Origin of the sequence: Escherichia sp. MOD1-EC6842 (assembly GCF_002965705.1) — a bacterium.
GTDB classification, from domain to species: domain Bacteria; phylum Pseudomonadota; class Gammaproteobacteria; order Enterobacterales; family Enterobacteriaceae; genus Escherichia; species Escherichia ruysiae.
This window is the reverse complement of sequence record NZ_PTRF01000013.1, coordinates 59,855-80,693: the sequence shown is the minus strand read 5'-3', so window position 1 is coordinate 80,693 and position 20,839 is coordinate 59,855. Positions and strand designations below refer to the sequence as shown.

Genomic DNA, 20,839 nt, shown 5'->3' with positions numbered 1-20,839 from the left:
GGAAAGATTTTTATTTGTTTAATCTGCAATAATCGTTAATGGTGATTATTTTTTACATGTATTCATTCGATTATTTTTTATGCAGCTCAATGACATAATCTTCATCACCAGATGATTAATCCGATCTCCGCTGCAACAGTTTCGCCATATTAATCGACTCGACCAACTGTGTCCGGTTGACCCTGGGTGAATTGAGATCCATCACTTTTTGCCATAGTTCGATGGCCTGCGCGTAATTCGCCTGCATAAAAGCATCGGAAGCCAGCAGCATCAGGGCGGTAATTTCGTTTTCGTCCAGCGCGAGGGCTTTGTCGATCATTGCGCGAGTCTGGGCGGTCATATGCTGGCTGGCCTGGTAATAAAGCACCGTCGCCAGCGCCGCATACAGTTCAGCGTTCTCACCACGTAGTTGCAACGCCTGACGGTATGCCAGCAGCGAATTACTGTAATCGTTTTGCCACAGGTAATACTCGCCCAGTAACGCCCATTGTTCGCTGTTTTGTGGATTAGCGCGGATTTTATCCTGCAATACCTGAAGCTGCGCTTCCGGGGTTTGCTGGCTGGCAAACTGATGTAGCGGATCGCGCTGACGCTGATACTCCGCACGTACCGCCTGCCATTTTGGGCTTAACAGATAACTGCCGACACAGAGAAATACCATCAATATCGTGAGTGTTGTCAGCATTTTCACCGGTATTTTGGGGTGTTTCATCGCTTCGCCCTCACTCGCCAGAGGATCAGTGCCATCAGCAGTAACAACACCACAGGCAGCGCCCACAACACCAGCGTCTGACCCGTTAACGGTGGGTTATAGCGAACAAAATCTCCGTAGCGTTCGGTCATCCAGCCAATGATTTCAGCTTCGCTTTTCCCCTCCGCCACCATGCTGTAAACCTGATGGCGCATACTGACTGCCACCGGCGCGTTGGATTCCAGTAAGTTCTGATTCTGACACTGCGGACAGCGTAACTGACTGGCAATACTTAACGCCTGTTCCTGTTGTTGCGGACTGGCGAATTGCCAGGTGTCTACGACCTGAGCGCGCGCAAAACAGGCGAACAGCAGCAGCAAAGTGAGAAGTCCTTTATTCATCGCGCTTCCTCCCCCGCCATCCGCTTAACAATGCGCCCGCAATCATCAACAATCCTCCCCCCCAGATCCAGCGCACACCGCTTTGTACATACAAACGAAAAGCGTAACGATCCGGCCCGGTTTTTTCTCCCATGACCGCATACCAGTCATGGATGCCGTTCCAGCGAATTGACGGCTCCATCATTTGCTGACGACGTGCTTCGTAAAAACGCCGCTCCGGTGTCAGTTCACCAATACGTTGCTGATGGTCAAATAACGCCACTATCGCTTTTTCGCTGGTGTAATTACCTTTGGCTTGTAGATCGAGGCGCTCAAAACGGAAGGTGTATCCTGCCAGCGTCACCTGCTGACCCGGCTGTAAATTCAGGCTGATCTCCTGACGGCTGACGCTGGAGACCACGATCCCGGCGGCAAATAACAGCACGCCCGCATGAGCTACCAGCGCCGGAAGCTGCGCGCGTTTGCCAGAGACAAACGTCGCCAGCACAATCACCACCAGCATCAACAGACCAAACGGTAACGTCGCGCGGTTAAAATACGGCGCGCCAACGGAGAGGCGTCCCCAGCCCAGCAGGCCGTAAATCATCGGATAAAGCGTTCCCACCAGCACGATCAGTAGCACTGCGCAAAACAGCAACAGCGTAGCGAGGATTAACATTTCCCACGATAACCCCGAAAAACGCACCGCCGGGCCACCGTCCCGCGCTCGCCAGCCATACAGAGCCAAAGACGCAAGGCTAATCAGTGCAAACAGGCTGAACAACGGCACGGCGCGGACGTTATCCAGCGCGAACGCATGAACCGAAACCAGAATGCCAGAACGGACAATTAAGGTGCCCAGCAGCGACAGCATCAGAGTAACTATCGCCAGTAACAGCGACCAGTGGCAGAAAATCCCCCGCTGGCGTGTCAGGGACAAACTGTGCAGCAGCGCAGTGGCAGAAAGCCAGGGTAATAAAGAGGCGTTTTCCACCGGATCCCAGAACCACCAGCCGCCCCAGCCGAGTTCGCAGTAGGCCCACCAGGAACCGAGGATGATCCCCGCAGTTAATGCACTCCAGCCAGGTAACGCCCAGCGCCAGCAAATTCGGGCGCTGACCGCATCAAACTCGCCGCGCAGTAAACTCGCCAGCGCCACGCTCGCCGCCACCATCAAACCGCCATAGCCGAGATAAAGCAGCGGCGGATGGAAGATAAGACCGGGATGTTGCAGCATCGGATTGAGATCGCGGCCTTCGATTGCTGGTGGAAATATCCGCACGAAGGGATCGGACCACAGCACCACAAACAGTAGCAGTGCGGCGAGCATGAGAGATAAAACGGCTAGCGTCAGCGGAAATAACGGATCGGTTTGCTGCCGATAATGCCAGGCAAACAGCGCGCTCCAGGCGGAAAGTAGCAGCACCCAAAGCAGCAGCGAACCTTCATGACCGCCCCACACCGCCGCCAGTTTGAGTTCCCACGACAGCAGGCTATAGCTATGTTGGGCGACATAAATGACCGAGAAATCGCTGATGAGAAAACAATACGTCAGTACGCCAAAGGCGAGCAGCAGGAGCGCGAACTGCGCCAGAATGCCGATGCAAGTGAGTCGCATCATGGCAGGCCAGCGCAACCGCACTCCCGCGAAGGTCGTCAACGGGGTCAACACATTGACCCCAAGACTTAACAACAACGCCAGAAAACCGACTTCAGGAAGGAATACGTCCAGAAACCACCTCTTTTCTGGTTTACGCCACCGTCAACTGTCCGGCGTAGAGAATGAAAAAACGCAGCATCAACACACCGACCAGGCTGGCTCCACACGCCGCCAGCACGGCAGAAATGCCGGAACTGCGATTCACCCACGGTTTGAGCAACATTGGCACAATCAGCCCCAGCCCGGCGACACCAAGCCAGAACCACCACGTCCAGAAACCACCGCCCAACGCCGCCACCAGTGCACGCACTTTACCGTCATCGCCCAGCGCCAGGCCGACGAAAAACGCCACCAGCAGGAAGATTTCACCCCATACCACAGGGATTTCCATACGGTGAACAAACTGCGCTTCCGTGGAATGCGGGTTACTGCGTTGGCGTATCGCCATGGCGATCAGCGCCACCGCCGCACCGGACGAGATGCCGGAGAAGAGGAACAGCACCGGCAGGATCGGGTTATTGAGGAACGGATACGATTTCAGCGCCGACAGCAGAAAGCCGGTATAAGCCCCCAGCAGCACCGCCAACACCAGCATCAGCGTTTCCAGTCCGCGATGAACGGGCGTCAGCAGGCTCAGAACCTTTTGCACGATCCCCAGCTTCGGCAACCAGCGTTGTTGCAGGGCAAGCAAATCATGTTCAAAGATTTTCGCCAGCCACAGCACCAGCACCACCATGTAGAGCTGAAACAGCATTACCCCCATCGACATCACCGAGGTAAAACTGTAGTGGAACATCAGCTTCCAGAAGGTCCACGGTCTCGTCAGGTGGAAGACGAGGATCAACAGACCGAGGATCACCGCGCCAGGCCCGACAATCAGCGTGGTACGCAGCAACGTACTGTCTGCGCCGCCCGCCTGCGGGTAGAAGCGACGCAGCAACACCGCCAACGTCACCAGCCCGGCAGAAATCCCCACCAAAAACAGATAGATGGCAATCGGCCAGTCCCACACCAGTGATTCAAAATGAAATGCGGAAGCCTGCGTCATTGACTCACCTCCCCGTATTTAAACGGTACGCGGTACAGCTTCGGTTTGGTTCCCAGCGCCAGCTTGTAGCGGTAAGTGGGCTTCTGGCGCAGCAGTTGCGAAATCTCACTGTTGGGATCGTCCAGATTGCCAAACGTCAGCGCCTTCGTCGGACAGGCCTCGACGCACGCGGGCAGCTTACCGGCCTGTAAATTGGTCTTACGGCAGAAATCACATTTGTCCGCCGTCTTTGTGACCGGATGGATAAAGCGCACGCGGTACGGACAGGCGGCGATGCAGTACTGACAACCGACGCAGAGATCCGGATTAACATCGACAATCCCGCTGGCGGCATCGCGAAAAGACGCGCCGGTCGGGCAGACGTCAACGCAAGGCGCATGGTCGCAGTGCTGGCAAGACTTACGGAAGAAGCGATATTTCACATCAGGAAATTCGCCCAGTGGCTCGCTACGAATAATCGTCAGGCGCGAGACACCTTCCGGCACCTTGTTTACTTCCCGACAAGCATCCATACAGGCGGTACAGCCGATGCATAACGACTCGTCATGCACCATGCCGTAACGCACGCCATTGATATTCAACGTTTTCGCCACCACGCGTCCTGCGGTGCCGCTGACGGCTGCCAGCACGCCGACGCCGGTGAGAAACTGGCGACGTGACCAGGTCATGGCTGCTCCTTAAGCAACGGAACAGACGCCGGGTTAAAGTTCGGATTGGTGCGCTGATCGCTGTGGCAATCGACGCAAATCTTAATCCGTCCTTTGTCACTTAACGTCTGCATCGTATCTTGCTGTGGATGCAGGGAATGGCAGCTGGCGCACGCCACTTTAGTCACGTGGACATCGTGCGGCCAGAACGCTTTTTGCAACTGTTCCGGCAGATGGCAGGACATACAAACACTGTTCTGCTCACCAACGTTGTACATCGGCTCGTTAAAGCGCATCACATCTTTCACCCCTTCGCGGTGTTGCGGTGACGGCTGGCCGTGACAGTTGGTGCAGGTAACCGGCAATTTATTATTCGGGTTGATAACGGAAGCATGTTTGCCATGCATACCTTCGGTGTCTGGCTTATGACAGTCCAGACAGGCGGCATCCGGGTTACGCTGCTGGGTAACTTCGTAGCGATCACCAGATGCCTGCGCCGCAGGGGTAGCGGTAATTCCGTTCAGGCTCCACAACAGGCCCGACGCCAGCACCCCGGCAGTTAATAACGAACGTAATACGCTCATATTCACTCCATTGTGTTTTCCGCCCCTTGCGAGGCGGAACGGGGGTTATTGGCTTAACAGACCATTTTTACGTGCCTGCTCTTCCCACTGTGGGATCACCGTTTTGATGAAGTCCTGCTTCTCGGCCTTGATTTGTTCCATGTTCAGGCCAATGGCCTGCTGGGCTTTCTCTTTGGTCGAGATATCCGGGAGCTGGATTTCATGGGTGATGCCTTTGGTCGCCAGCAAACGCGCCAGTTTGGTACGCGCATCCGCCGCTTTATCCATCGCCGTGCCAAGCATCCGCAGACCTTCTTCCGGCGCGTGCATATGAATGCCGTGGGAAGCGATCGCCAGATCCCAACGCCACTGAGCATGACGGATATCGTCCTGAATCGGCTTCATTTCGGCTTCCGTCGCGCCAGCATCCAGCGCCGCTTTCGCTTCGAAGTGGGCGTGAACCAGTTGATCTTCGACCTTGATTTTCAGGTCGTTAATCGACTGTTTACGCTCCGCGACCACTTTTTGCAAGGCAGCTTTGTCCTGGGTATGGCAGTTCGCACAAGTCTGGGCGAAGTTATCAAACGGATTACCAATTTTATGGTCGGTGTAGAGTTTGCCTTCGGCGTTCTGCACTTTTGGCATATGGCAGTCGATACAGGTCACGTTATTTTTGCCGTGAATGCCCGCACTCCAGGTTTCATATTCCGGGTGCTGCGCTTTCAGCATTGGCGTTTTCGACAGGGAGTTAGTCCAGTCAGAGAAGGCAATTTTGTCGTAATACTGCTCCATGTTTTCGACTTTCATGCCGTTATCCCACGGGAATTTAACGGCTTTGTTTTTGCCATCGAAGTAATACTCCACATGGCACTGACCGCAAACCATTGATTGCTGGTCGAAGCGTCCGGCTTTCTCAAAAGGTTTACCAATGGCGTCCATCGCGCGAGCCGCATACGGACGGGAAAGGGTTAACTCCGGCTTGCCTTTGGCGAACTCTGGTGAGGCAGTGTTATGGCAATCGGCACAACCTAAATTGTTGACGATTTCAGGGCCGCCGCGTGCCCATTTACCGTGGAAGTAGCCATCTTCACCGTCTTTCTGGATCAGACGCGCCACATCCGGGCTTTTACAACTCCAGCATGCCATCGGTAGCGGACCATCTTCAGCGTTTTTCGGCGCACCGGTACGCAAAGTTTCACGTACATCGGTCACAGCAAAGGCATGTCCACGCGGCTTGTTGTAATCGCGTGAGAAGGGATACCCCGCCCACAGGATCACCAGACGTGGATCTTCCGCCAGTGCGTCAACACGCTCTGATTGTTCCGAGGTGGCTTTCCAGGAGAGATATTGATCGGGGTGCTGCGGGGCAAAGGTTTCATTCTTCGCTTCCACAGTTACAGGTTTCGCGGGAGCGGCCGTTTGTTCAGCGTGAACAGAAGTGAAAAAGAAAAAAGGAATCAATAAGCTGAAGATACGGCGTGCGTTTATTTTTATCCTTGTCATAGGGGCTTCATCCAAATTTTGCCATTGAGGAAATGGCAGTTTTTATTGTTTTTTCATAACAGTAACCGCACATACACTGTTATGACATTGCTCGCCCCTATGTGTAACAAATAACCACACTCAGAATGTTGTCTTTAATCAATTGTAAGTGCATGTAAAATACCACTTTAGAGTTAGTCGGTATCTTCCTCTTTTTCAACAGCATGCATAACTGCATGTTCCTCAAAGAATTAATCAACTTTTGTTGGTGTCCTTCAAAAATTACCCTGCCGTTTATTTGCACAATTCTACTTTTGCGTGATCTGTCGCCCAAATACTAAACAAAACTGCCAATACCCCTACATTTAACGCTTATGCCACATATTATTAACATCCTACAAGGAGAACAAAAGCATGAGTCAAATTCACAAACACACCATTCCTGCCAACATCGCAGACCGTTGCCTGATAAACCCTCAGCAGTACGAGGCGATGTATCAACAATCTATTAACGCACCAGATACCTTCTGGAGCGAACAGGGAAAAATTCTCGACTGGATCAAACCCTACCAGAAGGTGAAAAACACCTCCTTTGCCCCGGGTAATGTGTCCATTAAATGGTACGAGGACGGCACGCTAAATCTGGCGGCCAACTGCCTCGACCGCCATCTGCAAGAAAACGGCGATCGCACCGCTATCATCTGGGAAGGCGATGACGCCAGCCAGAGCAAACATATCAGCTATAAAGAGCTGCACCGCGACGTCTGCCGCTTCGCCAATACCCTGCTTGAGCTGGGCATTAAAAAAGGTGATGTGGTGGCGATTTATATGCCGATGGTGCCGGAAGCCGCAGTCGCGATGTTGGCCTGCGCCCGCATTGGTGCGGTGCATTCGGTGATTTTCGGCGGCTTCTCGCCGGAAGCCGTTGCCGGACGTATTATCGATTCCAACTCACGATTGGTGATCACTTCCGACGAAGGTGTACGCGCTGGACGTAGCATTCCGCTGAAGAAAAACGTCGATGACGCGCTGAAAAATCCGAACGTCACCAGCATTGAACATGTGGTTGTACTGAAGCGTACTGGCGGGAAAATCGACTGGCAGGAAGGGCGCGACCTGTGGTGGCACGACCTGGTTGAGCAAGCGAGCGATCAGCACCAGCCGGAAGAAGTAAACGCCGAAGATCCGTTGTTTATTCTCTACACCTCCGGTTCTACCGGTAAGCCGAAAGGCGTGCTGCACACTACCGGCGGTTATCTGGTGTACGCGGCGCTGACCTTTAAATATGTCTTTGATTATCATCCGGGCGATATCTACTGGTGCACCGCCGATGTGGGCTGGGTTACCGGACACAGTTACTTGCTGTATGGTCCGCTGGCCTGCGGGGCAACCACGCTGATGTTTGAAGGCGTACCGAACTGGCCGACGCCTGCCCGTATGGCACAGGTGGTGGATAAGCATCAGGTCAATATTCTCTATACCGCACCCACGGCGATTCGCGCACTGATGGCGGAAGGCGATAAAGCGATTGAAGGCACCGATCGTTCGTCGCTACGCATTCTTGGTTCTGTGGGCGAGCCAATTAACCCGGAAGCGTGGGAGTGGTACTGGAAGAAGATCGGCAACGAGAAATGTCCGGTGGTCGATACCTGGTGGCAGACCGAAACCGGCGGTTTCATGATTACCCCACTGCCTGGCGCTACCGAGCTGAAAGCCGGTTCGGCAACACGTCCGTTCTTCGGCGTGCAACCGGCGCTGGTCGATAACGAAGGTAACCCGCTGGAAGGCGCTACCGAAGGCAGCCTGGTGATCACCGACTCCTGGCCGGGTCAGGCGCGCACGCTGTTTGGCGATCACGAGCGTTTTGAACAGACCTACTTTTCCACCTTCAAAAATATGTATTTCAGTGGCGATGGCGCGCGTCGTGACGAAGATGGCTATTACTGGATCACCGGGCGCGTGGACGACGTGTTGAACGTCTCCGGTCACCGTCTGGGAACGGCAGAGATTGAGTCGGCGCTGGTGGCGCATCCGAAGATTGCCGAAGCCGCTGTCGTCGGTATTCCGCACAATATTAAAGGTCAGGCGATTTACGCCTACGTCACGCTTAATCACGGGGAGGAACCGTCACCAGAACTGTACGCAGAAGTCCGCAACTGGGTGCGTAAAGAGATTGGCCCACTGGCAACGCCAGACGTGCTGCACTGGACCGACTCCCTGCCTAAAACCCGCTCCGGCAAAATTATGCGCCGTATTCTGCGCAAAATTGCGGCGGGCGATACCAGCAACCTGGGCGATACCTCGACGCTTGCCGATCCTGGCGTAGTCGAGAAGCTGCTTGAAGAGAAGCAGGCTATCGCAATGCCATCGTAACCCTCAATTGCCGGATGCGGCGTAAACGCCTTATCCGGCCTACATTCGGCAACGGCTGTAGGTCGGATAAGATGCGCCAGCATCGCATCCGACAACAAGCGCCGGATGCGGCGTAAACGCCTTATCCGGCCTACATTCGGCAACGGTTGTAGGTCGGATAAGACGCGACAGCGGCGCATCAGGCAATGGGTTACCTGAGCGATAACCTTCTCCCATAAGGGAGCGGGAATTAAAACAATCCCTACATTACCTCTGGAGAATCTGTGATGAATGGCACTATTTATCAGCGGATAGAAGACAATGCGCATTTCAGGGAGTTAGTCGAAAAACGGCAACGGTTTGCCACCATCCTGTCGATTATTATGCTGGCAGTTTATATCGGCTTTATTTTACTGATCGCCTTCGCGCCCGGCTGGCTGGGCACTCCGCTGAACCCGAACACCAGCGTCACACGCGGGATTCCAGTCGGTGTTGGAGTGATTGTGATCTCCTTTGTTCTCACTGGTATCTACATCTGGCGGGCGAACGGCGAATTTGACCGTCTTAATAATGAAGTCCTGCATGAGGTACAAGCATCATGAAAAGAGTTCTGACGGCGCTTGCCGCCACACTCCCTTTCGCAGCTAACGCGGCGGATGCTATTAGCGGGGCCGTAGAGCGCCAGCCGACGAACTGGCAGGCGATTATTATGTTCCTGATTTTCGTCGTGTTTACGCTCGGTATTACCTACTGGGCGTCAAAACGTGTACGTTCTCGTAATGACTACTACACCGCAGGCGGCAATATCACCGGTTTCCAGAACGGGCTGGCGATTGCGGGTGACTATATGTCTGCCGCCTCATTTTTGGGCATCTCCGCGCTGGTGTTTACCTCCGGCTATGACGGCTTAATTTACTCGCTGGGCTTCCTGGTGGGCTGGCCAATTATTCTGTTCCTGATTGCCGAACGTCTGCGTAACCTCGGTCGCTATACCTTTGCGGATGTGGCCTCGTACCGTCTGAAACAAGGGCCGATTCGTATTCTTTCGGCCTGTGGTTCTCTGGTGGTCGTGGCGCTTTACCTTATCGCCCAGATGGTAGGCGCAGGTAAACTGATCGAACTGTTGTTTGGCCTTAACTATCACATTGCGGTGGTTCTGGTCGGCGTACTGATGATGATGTACGTCCTGTTCGGCGGAATGCTGGCGACCACCTGGGTACAGATTATCAAAGCCGTACTGTTGCTGTTCGGTGCCAGCTTTATGGCCTTTATGGTGATGAAACATGTTGGCTTTAGCTTCAACAATCTGTTCAGCGAAGCGATGGCGGTGCACCCGAAAGGTGTCGACATCATGAAGCCGGGCGGGCTGGTGAAAGATCCAATATCTGCGCTGTCGCTGGGGCTGGGGCTGATGTTTGGTACGGCTGGCTTACCGCATATTCTGATGCGCTTCTTTACGGTCAGCGATGCCCGTGAAGCGCGTAAGAGCGTGTTCTACGCCACCGGATTTATGGGCTACTTCTATATCCTGACCTTTATTATCGGTTTTGGCGCGATCATGCTGGTCGGTGCGAATCCGGCCTATAAAGACGCGGCAGGGGCGCTGATTGGCGGTAACAACATGGCGGCGGTTCACCTGGCCAATGCGGTAGGCGGTAACCTGTTCCTCGGCTTTATTTCAGCGGTTGCTTTCGCCACCATCCTCGCGGTGGTTGCCGGTCTGACGCTGGCAGGTGCATCGGCGGTTTCGCATGACCTTTACGCCAACGTCTTCAAAAAAGGCGCGACCGAACGTGAAGAGCTGCGGGTATCGAAAATCACCGTCCTGATTTTGGGCGTGATTGCCATTATCCTCGGTGTCCTGTTTGAAAATCAGAACATCGCCTTCATGGTGGGTCTGGCGTTTGCCATCGCGGCGAGCTGTAACTTCCCAATCATTCTGCTTTCTATGTACTGGTCGAAACTGACCACGCGTGGTGCGATGCTGGGGGGTTGGCTGGGGCTGATTACCGCTGTAGTGCTGATGATCCTCGGCCCGACTATTTGGGTACAGATCCTTGGTCACGAAAAAGCCATCTTCCCGTATGAATACCCGGCGCTGTTCTCGATCACCGTGGCATTCCTCGGCATCTGGTTCTTCTCGGCAACCGATAATTCAGCGGAAGGGGCGCGTGAGCGTGAACTGTTCCGTGCGCAGTTTATCCGTTCCCAGACAGGCTTTGGCGTTGAGCAAGGCCGCGCACATTAATCTCTACCCTTCCCCGGTCAGGCGACCGGGGAATTTCTTCAGAACATCATCCAGGCCACCAGCGGCGAAACCAGTACCATTAATACGCCAGAAAGCATCATGACCAGACTGGCAACCACGCCCTCTTGTTGACCCAATTCATACGATCGCGCGGTTCCGGCACCATGAGACGCCGCGCCAAATCCGGCACCTTTCGCCATCCCTTCGCGAATCGAGAGACGTAAAAACAGCACGTCGCCAATCGCCATGCCAAACACGCCGGTGACCACCACAAACAACGCCACCAGATCAGGCTGTCCGCCGAGCGACTGGCTCGCTGCCAGAGCAAATGGTGTAGTGACCGAACGCACCGCCAGGCTACGCTGGATCTCATCCGACAGGGTAAATAATCGTGCCAGCCACACCGAGCTGGTCACTGCCACCACCGTTGCCGTCAGTACGCCCGCCGTCAGCGACATCCAGTGACGTTTAATGATCGCCCGATTGTCATACACCGGCACCGCAAAGGCGATGGTTGCCGGGCCTAATAGCCATAGTAGCCAGTGCGCTTCGCCAATATAGTTTTGCCAGGAAATATTGCCGAAAACCAGCAGCATAACCAGTAGTGCAGGCGTCAGCACCAGAGGCATCAACGGCAGTTTACGAAAGCGGCGATAAAGACGTTTATTGAGAAAGTAGATAACCAGGGTTATCGCCAGACAAAGCACACTTAACTGAAAATTAGTCACGGTTTAACCTGCGCATTTCATAGCGATAGACTTTTTCCACTACCCACGCGGTCGTGCCCAGAACCATCACCGTACTCAACGCAATCACCGCAAAAATACGCCAACCATCCACCAGCAATAGTTGTGCATAGTTCACCACCGCCACCACGGCAGGAACAAAAAACAGCAGCATTTCAGCCAGTAACCAGCGCGCCCCGGCACGTACCCATTGCAGAGGAATAATGCGGCAAACAATCAGCGCCAGCATCAGGATCATCCCCACCAGGTTGGCAGGCAGCGGCAAATGCAGCCAGGAGACGAGATATTGCGCAAAAATAAATAAACCTGCATACAGCACAACCTGCACAAATACCTGAAGAGATTGCACAACGGCAGGGGTAATGCGGCGAAGCGCCACGGACATGAGGGGATATCCTGAAAATAAAACAGAACGTTAAGTATAGAGAGCCTCATGCCGCTACTGAAATGAATTAAAATCATTGCAGGTATAGTCAAAGGGAATAGTTATGGATATCAGAACGCTGCGTTATTTTGTCGAAGTCGTGCGCCAGCAAAGCTTCACCCGCGCAGCGGAGAAGTTGTTTGTGACCCAGCCCACCATCAGCAAGATGCTGAAGAATCTCGAAGATGAGCTGAACTGTATATTGTTGATCCGCGATGGTCGTCGGCTGCTTCTCACTGATACTGGTCGCGTCGTATTTGAGCGCGGGCTGGCTATATTGGCTGAGTTTCGGCAACTGGAAGCTGAGCTTAGCGATATCAATCAGCTTAAAACCGGCGTTTTGCGGTTGGGGATCCCGCCGATGGTTGGGATGTTAATGGCCGGGCCGATTGGCTTGTTCCGCCAGCGTTACCCCGGAGTGGAACTGAAGATTTCGGAGTTTGGTGGTCTGACGGTACAACAAGCGGTAATGAACGGCGAACTGGATATGGCACTGACCGCCCTGCCAGTAGAAGAAAGTGGCCTGACAACGTTATCGCTGTTTAGTCATCCGCTTTGTGTTCTGGTGCCGCGTTCAGGTAAATGGCTTGAGCGTGATGCCGTCTCACCAGAGACACTGGCGGAACATCCTCTTCTTATCTATAACGAAGATTTTGCCTTAAGTAAGCAATTGATGGCGTTATTCGATGAACATGGCGTTAAGCCGAGGATTGCGGTTCGCAGCGGACAATGGGATTTTCTCGCCGCGATGGTTCAGTCCGGTGTCGGAATAGCCATTTTGCCGGAACCCATTTGCCAGCGATTAGATAAAAACACCTTAAAATGGCTGCCGCTGGAAAGCGAACTACGCTGGAAATTAGGAATGATTTGGCGTGAGGGCGTTTACCTTTCCCACTGTGCCCAGGCGTGGCTGACCTGTTGTGAAGGATACTGGTTAACGCCAGAGTAAGACGGGTTGGCGGGCAAGCCCGCCAACCCTGCAGATTATTGATTTTCCTCAATCAACAACGCTTCCAGCAAATCGAGATCGTGCAGTAATTTTTGCAGCGTTTCGTTGCTGATCTCCCGCGTGGCGCGCAGGTGGTAGAGTTCAGCGCGTTCAGAACGCAGCGCCGCCAGACGGAAGCGACGCTCCAGGTTCTCTTCCTGAACCGAACTTTCAACGTCATTACGTCCATCGGCGCGACGGCGCAGATTACCAATGACGCGAGAGCTGACTTCAGTGAGCAACTGGTTGTCGATATTCTCTTCGGTATCCGCCGCCAGACGCTCCTCCATTTTCTGGATCGCCACAATTGCCACTTCAGCGGTTGCCGCGCGCGCGATTCGCTCCTCTTTCAACTGTTGTGAATGGTCTGCAACTTCAATGTGTTGTAGCAGAACAGGCAGCATCACTACGCCGACAAACAGCGAAAAGAGAATGACACCAGCCGCCAGGAACACCAGCTCATAACGCGCCGGGAAGACATTTCCATCCGGCAACAGCAGAGGAATAGAGAGCACACCAGCAAGAGTAATTGCCCCGCGCACCCCGGCGAAAGAAGCGATAAGGATTTCTCGTGTCGTCCACGAACCAAACTCCATCGGCTTCTTCTTCAGGAACCGGTTGCTGAACTTTTTCATCGTCCACAGCCAGCCAAAACGCACCAGCATTAGCGCCGCATAAATCAAGATGATGTCAGTAAACAACATCCAGATTTCGACGTTAGGGTCAATTTCCGCCGCAACCAGCGACGTTTCCAGAATACCCGGTAGTTGCAGACCCAGCAGCAAGAACACCATGCCGTTAAAGACAAATTCCAGCATCGCCCAGGTGCTGTTCGCGCGCAGTCGCATCGCCAGCGGCGCACGGCGCATCACGCCGGAACGGGTGATGGTCATCCCGGCGGCAACTGCTGCGAGGATGCCGGAAACACCAATATGTTCGGCAATCAGATAAGAGGCAAACGGCAGCAGGAACAGCAATACGATCTGCGTCGCGGGTTCATCACCGCCCCAGCGGCTGAGGAAACGCAACGAGCGACCATACAGCCAGCTCACCGCAAAACCGGCGAGAATACCGCCAATGGCCACTTTCATAAATTCAACCGTCGCGCCGCCAACGGTGAAGATCATCGTCCCCATCGCAACTGCCACGGCAAACTTCAGCGACACCAGGCCGGAGGCGTCATTCATCAACGCTTCGCCCTGCAAAATACCCATGATTTTTTTCGGGATGCGCCCTTCGCCAACAATCCCGGAGAGCGCCACGGCATCGGTCGGAGAGAGCACCGCCGCCAGCGCAAAGGCGGGTATCAGCGGGATACCCGGCACCACCCAGTAAATAAGGAAGCCAATGCCGACCACAGTGACCACCACCAGCGCCAGCGCGAGGCCGAATATTTCCCGACCATGTTCGAGAAATTCGCGGGTTGGTGTTTTCCAGCCATCAGCAAACAGCAACGGCGGGATAAACAAGACTAAAAAGAGTTCAGGATCAAACTCCACATGCAAACCAAACGTCGGCCACGCCAGTAGCGCACCGATGGCGATTTGCATAAGCGGAAGCGGGATCTGAAAGGGCATGACACGAGTGACCACCCCGGACAGCGAGACCACGAGGGTCATTATCAGTATGGTGAAGAAGATTTCCATGCGTTCCCTGTTTGCAATGTTTTTTATGATTTGAGAAAGGCGTTATGCCCGGACTCTCAGTTTTTCAGAATATCGCAAAAGCTCACACAATGTACGGAGAAAATAAAAACGGGCAGCCATTGCCACCCGTTTTCAGAATCTTATTAAAGCTTAGATTGCCCAGCCTCCAGCATAGAAGGTGACCAGCGCCACGGCGATAACGACCGTACCGATGTTCAGCTTACGCCATTCGCCAGAAACCAGACGACCAATCACCAGGGTCGCGAAGCCGATCATGATGCCAGTTACGATGTTACAGGTCAGCACGATGAATACTGCTGTTACCAGACCCGCCATTGCATCGACGAAATCAGCAAAGTCGATTTTCGCCACGTTGCTCAACATCAACAGGCCAACGTACATCAGCGCCGGAGCTGTTGCGTAACCCGGAACGAGGTAAGAGAGCGGAGAGAGGAACAGAATCAGCAGGAACAGCACGCCAACCGTGATTGCCGTCAGACCGGTTTTACCGCCCGCTGCTGTACCCGCCGCAGACTCAATGTATACCGCAGCCGGAGCCGCACCGACCAGGCCAGAGAAAACGCTGCTCAGGGAGTCGGTGGTCAGTGCTTTACCGCCGTCGATAATCTGCCCGTCTTTATCCAGCAGGTTCGCCTGACCGGCTACCGCACGGATGGTTCCGGTAGCATCGAAAACAGCAGTCATCACCAGCGCCAGTACGCTCGGCAGAACCACAGGGTTCAGCGCCCCCATAATATCCAGGCTGCCAATCAGTGAATTGCCGTTTTCATCGCTCAATGAAGGCATGGCGAAAACGCCGGAGAAATGGACGTTAGGATCGAAGATCAAACCGACAATTGAGATACCGATAATGGTCAGCAGAATGCCACCAGGGACTTTCAGTTTTTCCAGGCCGATGATCACCGCCAGACCTACCAGTGACATAATCACCGGGAAGGTCGCGAAATCACCCAGCGCAACGGGCAGACCGTCGAGCGGGTTTTTAATCACCAGACCGACACCATTAGCGGCAATCAGCAGCAAGAACAGGCCGATACCAATCCCCGTGCCGTGTGCCACGCCGTGCGGTAAGTTGCGCAAAATCCAGCTACGGATACCCGTGGCAGAAATTACCGTAAACAGAACACCCATCAGGAACACGGCACCCAGCGCGACAGGTACGCTAATATGTTGCCCCAGCACCAGGCTGAATGCGGTAAACGCCGTCAGAGAGATGGCGCAGCCGATAGCCAACGGCAGATTGGCCCATAACCCCATCGCGATAGAACCAATCCCGGCAACCAGACAAGTTGCAACAAAAACTGCCGCTGGCGGGAAGCCCGCTTTACCCAACATACCTGGAACGACGATAACCGAGTAGACCATCGCCAGAAACGTTGTTAACCCGGCAACCACTTCCTGACGGACGGTGCTTCCACGTTGTGAAATTTTAAACCAGGCGTCGAGTGAACCGCCGGTACGCGCTGATGGCGTAGACATAAGAAAACATCCCCTGAGAGTTTATTTTTCGTCAAGATGCGTGGCGGACAATCCCCTGCCAGCGAAACGTTATTCTTCCTGCTTCAGGTTTGCGACAATCTGGGGCGTCGCAAAAAAGCAAACGTTTAGCTCCGCGCATACAAAACGGGTGGTAAAAAAAAGCAAACGATTATCCGGCGATCATAGCGGCTTTTTCAACCGAAGTTTGCTGCTTTTTTCCCTTTTCTTGTGTTGACGATGAAAAACCAGGCAATTGATGCGCAAACGTTATCGTGGATGCGCAAAATTACGGCATTTGTAGGCAACTTGTGGCGAAGGTTTACGGTAAAAAATCACGCAAGATGGCAAAAATATTGCGGTTAAAAAGGATCACTTTGCACTGGCGAAGAAACAGCGGTGACATACAATTAAAGTATCAACACTAACCGGAACCTCCACCACGTGCTCGAATGAGGTGTGTTGACGTCGGGGGAAACCCTCCCGTGTACCAGCGGGATAGAGTGAAAGACAAAGACCGGAAAACAAACTAAAGCGCCCTTGTGGCGCTTTAGTTTTGTTCATCTTCCAGCAAGCGTGCGCCGGTGCCTTCTTCCCCTAAGCGGTCGCCCGGGTTACGCAACGGGCAGTCGCTACGCGAAAGGCAGCCGCAGCCAATACAACCGTCCAGTTCATCACGCAGCGCGACTAAGGTATGAATGCGTCGATCCAGTTCTTCTCGCCATTGCGAAGATAGCTGTTTCCACTCTTTCGCACTTAACGTATGCCCTTCGGGCAACACACCAAACGCTTCACCAATGGTCGCCAGCGGAATGCCAATGCGTTGAGCAATTTTGATAATTGCGACGTATCGCAACACATCACGCTTATATCGCCGCTGATTACCGCTATTGCGGATACTGGTAATCAATCCTTTGCTTTCATAGAAGTGCAGCGCCGATACCGCCACGCCGCTACGTTTCGCCACTTCGCCTGGAGTAAGCAAGGCTTTAATGCGGGGTAATTTCTTTTCCATAAATCGCTTTACCTCAAGTTAACTTGAGGAATTATACTCCCCAACAGATGAATTAACGAACTGAACACTGAAAAGAGGCAGATTTATGTCCCATCAGAAAATTATTCAGGATCTTATCGCATGGATTGACGAGCATATCGACCAGCCGCTGAACATTGATGTGGTGGCGAAAAAATCAGGTTATTCAAAGTGGTATTTACAGCGAATGTTCCGCACTGTGACGCATCAGACGCTTGGCGATTACATTCGTCAACGCCGACTGCTACTGGCTGCCGTTGAACTGCGCACCACCGAGCGCCCTATTTTTGATATCGCGATGGATCTGGGTTACGTTTCACAGCAGACCTTTTCCCGCGTTTTCCGTCGGCAATTTGATCGCACTCCCAGCGATTACCGCCACCGGATCTAGGGTTACTGCCCGCGCATGGCGTCATGCGCGGGTAATTGCTCTGCCCATGCCATAAAAACCTGCGGCGGCATCGCCTTTGCAAAGTACCAGCCCTGACAATAGCGCACGCCGCGTTTGCGCAGCCAGTTGACCTGATCCTCCGTTTCCACCCCTTCTGCAATCGTTTTTAGACCCAAACTATGTGCCAGTTCGATGATGTGTTCCGCAATCAAATGGCTGGTTTTATGCGTGGTCAACGTCTCAACAAACGATTTATCGATTTTCAGGATATCAATATTCAATGAGTTAAGGTTATGCAGGTTGGAGTAGCCAATACCAAAGTCATCGATCGCCACTTCGTAACCAGCCTGACGGAAAGCCAGAATAATCGGCGTCATTTTGGCGACATCTAAAAATGCATGTTCAGTGACTTCAAATTTAATTTGCTGCGGACGCACGGTGAATTGTTCTATTTTTTGATTGGTTAAGGCAATGACCCTTGAAGTATGAAAATCGGAGGCAGACAAATTAATTGAAGTAGATAATTCAGGGTGTTTTTCCAGCCAGGAACCGAGATCGTCAAACACCATGTTAATGACATAATCTGTCACCTGCGCAATTAGACCCTCTTGTTCCGCCAGCGGAATAAACTCTGCTGGCGTCATTACCTGTCCCTGATTCCCCGGCCAGCGTAGCAATGCCTCAGCACCAATACATTTATTCGTTTTAATATCAATAATCGGTTGGTAATAGAGACAAAGCTGCCGTTTTTCGAGGGCACGTTGCAATTTACGCTTAGGTGACTGGTACTTCTGGTTTATACGCAGCCAGAGTAAAAGCAGCACCAGGCTGCCCATAATGCCCGCCGGTAAGGCAAATACAAGGTGATTATAAAAGTGTGACAAAATACGCTGATTGGAGGTTGCAACGATAGCAGCAATGGGACGTTTTGTTGAATGGACTATCGCATATAAATAACCGTTCTGCTGTACGGTTATTTCCCTTTGATGAATCAATGGTGAGAATTTTTCTGCTGAGGCTTGTTTACTTAAAGAGAAAAAGGTTTTCGTCACCGTATCATATACCCCCCATTGCAGCGTTGGATCGTCAGACATCACCTCGCTCCAGAATAAAGGGTTAATTACCGCGACATAGTTTCCTCGCTGCATATAGGTCATTTTATAACCGGCAAAAAAAGGAGTGTCGCGATAATAATAGATTGAGACATTAGGTTCACGCTTATAGTTCGCTGGCGGCATCGTATAGCCGTTAACGGGAGCCATTAATGTTGAGCATAAAAAAAGGTTATCGTGGGCATAGATCAATTCGTTGATATAAAGATAACCACGGATAATATTCAACATTTGTTGTTGATGAGTGGGAGTACAAATTTGTCCCTGATAGCGTTCCGCATCGTCGCTTGCTAAATCTGCCTGGCGAATGACCAGCTCGGATTTCTCCAGTGCTAACTGGGCAAAAGCACGAAGTTGATTATTCGCTTCCGCTTTAGCCCAAAGAAAGGCGATCCATAGCGACAGAATGATGGGAAGGAGGACTACAAAGATAATACCCGGCAACGCCAGCAATTTGTGTCGCACACTATGACTCATTTCTATCAATTCCCTGCCTGGTTATACCTGGTAATTGCAAGGTTAAAACCCTGGCTACCGACGACGTTAGATAAATCTTACGGTATAAATAGCACTTTTGCCTGATTTGAAATTGATACCTTCATAATCTTTGTTTAAATAAAAATAACTCGCTGATATCAAAAGGGCATTGTTGAAAAAATGCAGGTCAGGCAGGAAGTTACAATATTTCTTTATTGTGCATTGTCTCGATTTCACTGAAAAACCACATAATTAGTGCAGCAATAAAAGTAGCAGCATAATCTGGCTAACAAACGAGCAATTGTGATATAGTTCACAAAAATTTATGAAACAAACTAAGTGTTTCATTTTATGTTCTGAAAGTCCCGCGATAGCCAGAGTGTATCACGCCCCCGTGAGTAATGCCGTGCTATCCAGGGCTTGGTAATTTTCAGAGGAAATGTTTGATGGCTACCCTCACCACTGGCGTGGTTCTCCTTCGCTGGCAGCTTCTTAGCGCCATATTGATGTTTCTGGCCAGCACGCTCAACATCCGTTTCCGGCGCTCTGATTATGTCGGGCTGGCAGTGATTAGTAGCGGTCTGGGCGTGGTTTCCGCCTGTTGGTTCGCAATGGGGTTGCTTGGCATCACAATGACCGATATTACTGCCATCTGGCACAACATTGAGTCGGTGATGGTGGAAGGGATGGGTCAAACTCCACCACAGTGGCCGATGATTTTGACCTGATATGTAGAAGCCTCCATAACGGAGGCTTCTTTTTTATGACTGGCGGATGCTTTAATCATCCACCTTAAAACAATATAACCTATTGTTTTAATGACAAATCAGAACGGAATGTCGTCATCGAAATCCATCGGCGGCTCGTTAGACGGCGCTGCCGGAGCGGACTGCTGCGGGCGAGACTGCGCACCGCCGCTGAACTGATTGCCACCCTGCGGCTGCTGAGGCTGCCCCCAACCGCCCTGCGGCTGACTGCCACCGACGTTACCGCCTGCCGGTGCGCCGCCGCCCTGGCGACCACCCAGCATCTGCATGGTGCCGCCAACGTTCACCACGACTTCTGTGGTGTAGCGATCCTGGCCGGATTGGTCAGTCCATTTGCGGGTACGCAGCTGACCTTCGATATAAACCTGAGAACCTTTACGCAGATATTCGCTGGCAACTTCCGCCAGTTTGCCGAACAGCACAACACGGTGCCATTCAGTCTGCTCTTTCATCTCGCCGGTCGCTTTATCACGCCAGGATTCGGAAGTAGCCAGCGTAATGTTGGCAACTGCGCCACCATTCGGCATATAGCGTACTTCCGGGTCCTGGCCCAGATTACCAACGAGAATAACCTTATTTACGCCTCTGCTGGCCATGTCGTGTCTCCTGAAAAAAACGTTCTAATAAGTGTAAACGCGCGATTGTAGCATTACCAATAGCGGTTTTACCACGATGTGACCTCGGTTC

At 52.6% G+C, this 20,839-nt stretch carries 20 protein-coding genes; 6 read left to right on the top strand and 14 right to left on the bottom strand.

The features are described 5' to 3' along the window. Positions 1–115: 115 nt before the first annotated feature. Genes nrfG through nrfA form a run of 7 tightly spaced genes read right to left on the bottom strand, consistent with a single transcriptional unit; the run spans position 116 to position 6,492 of the window. Complete coding sequence (gene nrfG / locus A7Z29_RS16125) at positions 116–712, bottom strand: heme lyase NrfEFG subunit NrfG (RefSeq protein ID WP_105290465.1); 597 nt, start codon at positions 710–712, stop codon at positions 116–118. Further along, positions 709–1,092 (bottom strand): heme lyase NrfEFG subunit NrfF, encoded by a 384-nt coding sequence (gene nrfF, locus A7Z29_RS16120; protein WP_105290464.1) that lies wholly within the window; start codon positions 1,090–1,092, stop codon positions 709–711. The genes nrfG and nrfF overlap by 4 nt, the downstream gene beginning before the upstream one ends. Next, positions 1,085–2,803 (bottom strand): heme lyase CcmF/NrfE family subunit, encoded by a 1,719-nt coding sequence (locus A7Z29_RS16115; RefSeq protein ID WP_198599425.1) that lies wholly within the window; start codon positions 2,801–2,803, stop codon positions 1,085–1,087. The genes nrfF and A7Z29_RS16115 overlap by 8 nt, the downstream gene beginning before the upstream one ends. 19 nt (positions 2,804–2,822) lie before the next feature. Then, positions 2,823–3,779 carry a cytochrome c nitrite reductase subunit NrfD gene (gene nrfD, locus A7Z29_RS16110; RefSeq protein ID WP_105290462.1) on the bottom strand — a complete coding sequence of 319 codons (957 nt, stop codon included), beginning with the start codon at positions 3,777–3,779 and terminating at the stop codon, positions 2,823–2,825. Next, the gene (gene nrfC / locus A7Z29_RS16105) at positions 3,776–4,447 is read right to left on the bottom strand and encodes a cytochrome c nitrite reductase Fe-S protein (RefSeq protein ID WP_105280904.1); all 672 of its coding nucleotides are present in this window, start codon (positions 4,445–4,447) and stop codon (positions 3,776–3,778) included. The genes nrfD and nrfC overlap by 4 nt, the downstream gene beginning before the upstream one ends. Next, a complete protein-coding gene (gene nrfB / locus A7Z29_RS16100; RefSeq protein WP_010344836.1) occupies positions 4,444–5,010 on the bottom strand; it encodes a cytochrome c nitrite reductase pentaheme subunit in 567 nt (188 codons plus the stop codon). Before nrfB ends, nrfC begins: the two co-directional genes overlap by 4 nt. Before the next feature lie 45 nt (positions 5,011–5,055). Next, the gene (nrfA, locus tag A7Z29_RS16095) at positions 5,056–6,492 is read right to left on the bottom strand and encodes an ammonia-forming nitrite reductase cytochrome c552 subunit (RefSeq protein WP_105290461.1); all 1,437 of its coding nucleotides are present in this window, start codon (positions 6,490–6,492) and stop codon (positions 5,056–5,058) included. A 393-nt stretch (positions 6,493–6,885) separates the two neighbouring features. On the opposite strand from nrfA, the gene acs reads away from it, so the two are divergent. From acs to actP, 3 genes are all read left to right on the top strand, one after another. Then, on the top strand, positions 6,886–8,844 hold the full coding sequence (acs, locus tag A7Z29_RS16080) for an acetate--CoA ligase (RefSeq protein WP_105290460.1): 1,959 nt from the start codon (positions 6,886–6,888) through the stop codon (positions 8,842–8,844). Positions 8,845–9,110: 266 nt separating this feature from the next. Further along, positions 9,111–9,425 (top strand): DUF485 domain-containing protein, encoded by a 315-nt coding sequence (locus A7Z29_RS16075; RefSeq protein ID WP_001296646.1) that lies wholly within the window; start codon positions 9,111–9,113, stop codon positions 9,423–9,425. After that, the gene (actP, locus tag A7Z29_RS16070) at positions 9,422–11,071 is read left to right on the top strand and encodes a cation/acetate symporter ActP (RefSeq protein WP_000832546.1); all 1,650 of its coding nucleotides are present in this window, start codon (positions 9,422–9,424) and stop codon (positions 11,069–11,071) included. Before A7Z29_RS16075 ends, actP begins: the two co-directional genes overlap by 4 nt. Before the next feature lie 38 nt (positions 11,072–11,109). Here the strand turns inward: actP and A7Z29_RS16065 are convergent, their stop codons facing one another. Both A7Z29_RS16065 and A7Z29_RS16060 read right to left on the bottom strand, forming a co-directional pair. Continuing rightward, positions 11,110–11,799: an LrgB family protein gene (locus A7Z29_RS16065; protein WP_000181102.1), complete on the bottom strand. Its 690-nt coding sequence runs from the start codon at positions 11,797–11,799 to the stop codon at positions 11,110–11,112. Then, a complete protein-coding gene (locus A7Z29_RS16060) occupies positions 11,792–12,202 on the bottom strand; it encodes a CidA/LrgA family protein (RefSeq protein ID WP_000109436.1) in 411 nt (136 codons plus the stop codon). Before A7Z29_RS16060 ends, A7Z29_RS16065 begins: the two co-directional genes overlap by 8 nt. 103 nt (positions 12,203–12,305) lie before the next feature. Here A7Z29_RS16060 and A7Z29_RS16055 point away from each other — a divergent pair, with 103 nt between their 5' ends. Next, positions 12,306–13,190 carry a LysR family transcriptional regulator gene (locus tag A7Z29_RS16055; RefSeq protein ID WP_000354952.1) on the top strand — a complete coding sequence of 295 codons (885 nt, stop codon included), beginning with the start codon at positions 12,306–12,308 and terminating at the stop codon, positions 13,188–13,190. 35 nt (positions 13,191–13,225) lie between these two features. On the opposite strand, the gene A7Z29_RS16050 is transcribed toward A7Z29_RS16055, so the two are convergent. The 3 genes from A7Z29_RS16050 to soxR all read right to left on the bottom strand — a co-directional run bounded on the left by A7Z29_RS16050 (position 13,226) and on the right by soxR (position 17,387). After that, on the bottom strand, positions 13,226–14,875 hold the full coding sequence (locus A7Z29_RS16050; protein ID WP_000402198.1) for a Na+/H+ antiporter: 1,650 nt from the start codon (positions 14,873–14,875) through the stop codon (positions 13,226–13,228). A gap of 150 nt (positions 14,876–15,025) precedes the next feature. Continuing rightward, on the bottom strand, positions 15,026–16,375 hold the full coding sequence (gene ghxP / locus A7Z29_RS16045) for a guanine/hypoxanthine transporter GhxP (protein WP_000106864.1): 1,350 nt from the start codon (positions 16,373–16,375) through the stop codon (positions 15,026–15,028). A gap of 547 nt (positions 16,376–16,922) precedes the next feature. Then, positions 16,923–17,387, bottom strand: coding sequence for a redox-sensitive transcriptional activator SoxR (gene soxR, locus A7Z29_RS16030; protein ID WP_000412428.1), 465 nt, complete (start codon positions 17,385–17,387; stop codon positions 16,923–16,925). Positions 17,388–17,472: 85 nt separating this feature from the next. On the opposite strand from soxR, the gene soxS reads away from it, so the two are divergent. Continuing rightward, entirely contained in the window at positions 17,473–17,796 is a 324-nt protein-coding gene (gene soxS, locus A7Z29_RS16025) for a superoxide response transcriptional regulator SoxS (protein ID WP_000019357.1), read from the top strand. Positions 17,797–17,798: 2 nt separating this feature from the next. Here the strand turns inward: soxS and A7Z29_RS16020 are convergent, their stop codons facing one another. Beyond that, positions 17,799–19,385: an EAL domain-containing protein gene (locus A7Z29_RS16020; RefSeq protein WP_105290459.1), complete on the bottom strand. Its 1,587-nt coding sequence runs from the start codon at positions 19,383–19,385 to the stop codon at positions 17,799–17,801. Positions 19,386–19,831: 446 nt separating this feature from the next. Here A7Z29_RS16020 and A7Z29_RS16010 point away from each other — a divergent pair, with 446 nt between their 5' ends. After that, complete coding sequence (locus A7Z29_RS16010) at positions 19,832–20,113, top strand: YjcB family protein (protein ID WP_000224317.1); 282 nt, start codon at positions 19,832–19,834, stop codon at positions 20,111–20,113. A 98-nt stretch (positions 20,114–20,211) separates the two neighbouring features. On the opposite strand, the gene ssb1 is transcribed toward A7Z29_RS16010, so the two are convergent. Then, on the bottom strand, positions 20,212–20,748 hold the full coding sequence (ssb1, locus tag A7Z29_RS16005) for a single-stranded DNA-binding protein SSB1 (RefSeq protein WP_105290458.1): 537 nt from the start codon (positions 20,746–20,748) through the stop codon (positions 20,212–20,214). Positions 20,749–20,839: the final 91 nt, after the last annotated feature.